We start from the raw sequence: 2070 nt of genomic DNA, 5'->3' as shown, positions 1-2070 counted from the left end.
CAGCGCCGCCGCCGCGCAGGAGGCGGTGAACCGCAGCGTCGCCGCCGCCGTGGCCCGCGCGCAGGGCGTGCAGGGCATCCGCGTCTCGACCGGCGGCTACTGGACGTCCCGCGTGGACGAAGGGCGCACCTGGCAGGCCGTGCAGCAGATCACGCTGCGCAGCGGTGACGGCGCCGCCCTGCTCGAACTCGCCGGCGCGCTGCAGGGCCAGGGCCTCGCCACCGCCTCCCTGCACTGGACCCTGACGCGGGACGCGGCGCGCGCCGCGCGGGAGGAGGCCTCCCGCCTCGCGCTGGATGCGCTGCGCCGGCGGGCGGAAGCGGTGGCTGCGCAACTCGGCCTGGTGATGGTCGGGCTGAAGGAGGTGCGGATCGACGCGCCGGAGCACGCACCGCGCCCGATGGCCGCGCCGATGGCGATGAGCGCGCGCGCCGCCGCCGCCCCGCCCCCGGTCGCCGTGGCCGAGGACGTCGTGGTCTCCGCCACCGTCCAGGCCGTGGCGATCCTGCGCCCGCGGTAGCGGCGGTCAGCGCAGGAACGGGTTCGACCGCCGTTCCTCGCCGAAGGTCGAGCCCGGCCCGTGCCCGCAGAGGAAGCGCATCCCGTCGCCCAGCGGAAGCAGCTTGCCCGTGATGGCCGCGATCAGCGCATCGTGGTCGCCATAGGGAAAGTCCGTCCGTCCGACCGAGCCGCGGAACAGCACGTCGCCCACCACCGCGAAGCCGAGCGGGACGGAGGCGAAGACCAGGTGCCCGGGCGTATGCCCGGGGCAATGCAGCACGTCGAACGCCTGCCCGGCGATCTGCAGCGTGTCGCCTTCCGCCAGCCAGCGGTCGGGCGTGGCGTTGGCCATCCCGTCCAGCCCGTACTGCGCGGCCTGCTCGGCGATGCCCTGGAGGAGGAATTCGTCGCGCCGGTCCGGCCCCTCGATCGGTACCCTGGCGCCCTGCCTTGCCTCCAGCAGCGTCTGCAACTCCGCCGCGCCGCCGGCATGGTCCAGGTGGCCATGGGTCAGCAGGATGCGCTCCACCGTGCAGCCCGCACGGTCCAGCGCGGCCGCGATGCGCGGCACGTCGCCGCCGGGGTCGATCACCACGCCCTGGCCGGTCTCCGCGTCCCAGATCAGGGCGCAGTTCTGCTGGAAGGGGGTGACGGCGACCTGGGCGGCCTGGAGCTTCGGCATGGCGCCGGAGTGCCGCCGCCCGGCGGAGGCGTCAATGCCGCGTTCAGTGCCGGCCGGATTCGGCGAAGATCCGCCCGGACTCGCGCGGCTCACGCGCCAGGCGCACGAAGACCTGGCGGCATTCCTCGGCCGTCGCCTCGGCCAGCGCGCCGGCCGCCAGCGAGTCCCGGCTCCACATCCAGGACCGTACGGGATCGTCGCGCATGGACCAGTCCGGGAACAGCCGCTGCGCCGCGTCGCCGCACCACAGCAGCGAGACCTCCACATGGCGGTCGTCGCGCAGGATGCGCGCGAAGGCCGCGGTGACACGGGCGCGCGGCCCCTCCAGCATCTGCATGAACAGGTCGTGCCGGCAGATCAGCGCGCCGGTCAGGTCGTCGCGGGCATTGTTGCGCCGCGCCGTCAGCAGGATGTCGTCCAGCACGCCGGCATCGAAGCCGAAGGGCCGGGAGGCGTAGATCAGCTGCACCACGCGCATTGCCGTGGTCCTCCGGACGGGAAGGCGCATCCTGCGCAGGTTCAGCGCCGCCCGAACAGCCTTTCCAGCTCCGCCCGTCCCAGCCGGACGAAGGTCGGCCGGCCATGGCTGCAGGTGGCGGCGCGCGGCGTCGTCTCCATTTGGCGCAGCAGCGCCGCCATCTCCGCCGCCGTCAGCCGCCTCCCGGCACGAATCGAGCCATGGCAGGCCAGCCGCGCGATGGCGGCATCCAGCCGGTCCGCCAGCGCCAGCGTTTCCCCGCTCTCGGCCAGTTCCTCGGCCAGGTCGGCCAGCAGCGGCGCGGGATCGGGCGAGCCGAGCAGCGCCGGCGTGGCGCGCACCAGCACCGCGCCCGGCCCGAAGCCCTCGAGGTCCAGCCCCAGCCGGGCCAGCGCCTCCGCCGCGTCGA

At 74.7% G+C, this 2070-nt stretch carries 3 protein-coding genes and 1 pseudogene; 1 reads left to right on the top strand and 3 read right to left on the bottom strand.

Annotated elements, in window-relative coordinates:
• Positions 1–520, top strand: a 520-nt coding sequence (locus OZN99_RS30405) for an SIMPL domain-containing protein (RefSeq protein WP_270938947.1), incomplete at its 5' end; no start/stop codon positions are given.
• 6 nt (positions 521–526) lie between these two features.
• On the opposite strand, the gene OZN99_RS30400 is transcribed toward OZN99_RS30405, so the two are convergent.
• The 3 genes and pseudogenes from OZN99_RS30400 to OZN99_RS30390 all read right to left on the bottom strand — a co-directional run.
• On the bottom strand, positions 527–1183 hold the full coding sequence (locus tag OZN99_RS30400; RefSeq protein ID WP_270938946.1) for an MBL fold metallo-hydrolase: 657 nt from the start codon (positions 1181–1183) through the stop codon (positions 527–529).
• A gap of 43 nt (positions 1184–1226) precedes the next feature.
• Positions 1227–1661, bottom strand: a complete 435-nt coding sequence (locus OZN99_RS30395) for a BLUF domain-containing protein (protein WP_270938945.1) — start codon at positions 1659–1661, stop codon at positions 1227–1229.
• A gap of 41 nt (positions 1662–1702) precedes the next feature.
• Positions 1703–2070: pseudogene (locus OZN99_RS30390) on the bottom strand (DNA mismatch repair endonuclease MutL); the annotation flags it as partial.

It is taken from the genome of Falsiroseomonas oryzae (genome assembly GCF_027856955.1).
Lineage (GTDB): Bacteria > Pseudomonadota > Alphaproteobacteria > Acetobacterales > Acetobacteraceae > Falsiroseomonas > Falsiroseomonas oryzae.
The sequence above is the reverse complement of the archived record's forward strand: the minus strand, read 5'-3'. Positions and strand labels throughout refer to the sequence as shown.

Bases quoted from the DNA above. Each gene is read 5' to 3' on its own strand.
- OZN99_RS30400 (WP_270938946.1), bottom strand. From the start codon at position 1,183: ATGCCGAAGCTCCAGGCCGCCCAGGTCGCCGTCACCCCCTTCCAGCAG.
- OZN99_RS30395 (WP_270938945.1), bottom strand. From the start codon at position 1,661: ATGCGCGTGGTGCAGCTGATCTACGCCTCCCGGCCCTTCGGCTTCGAT.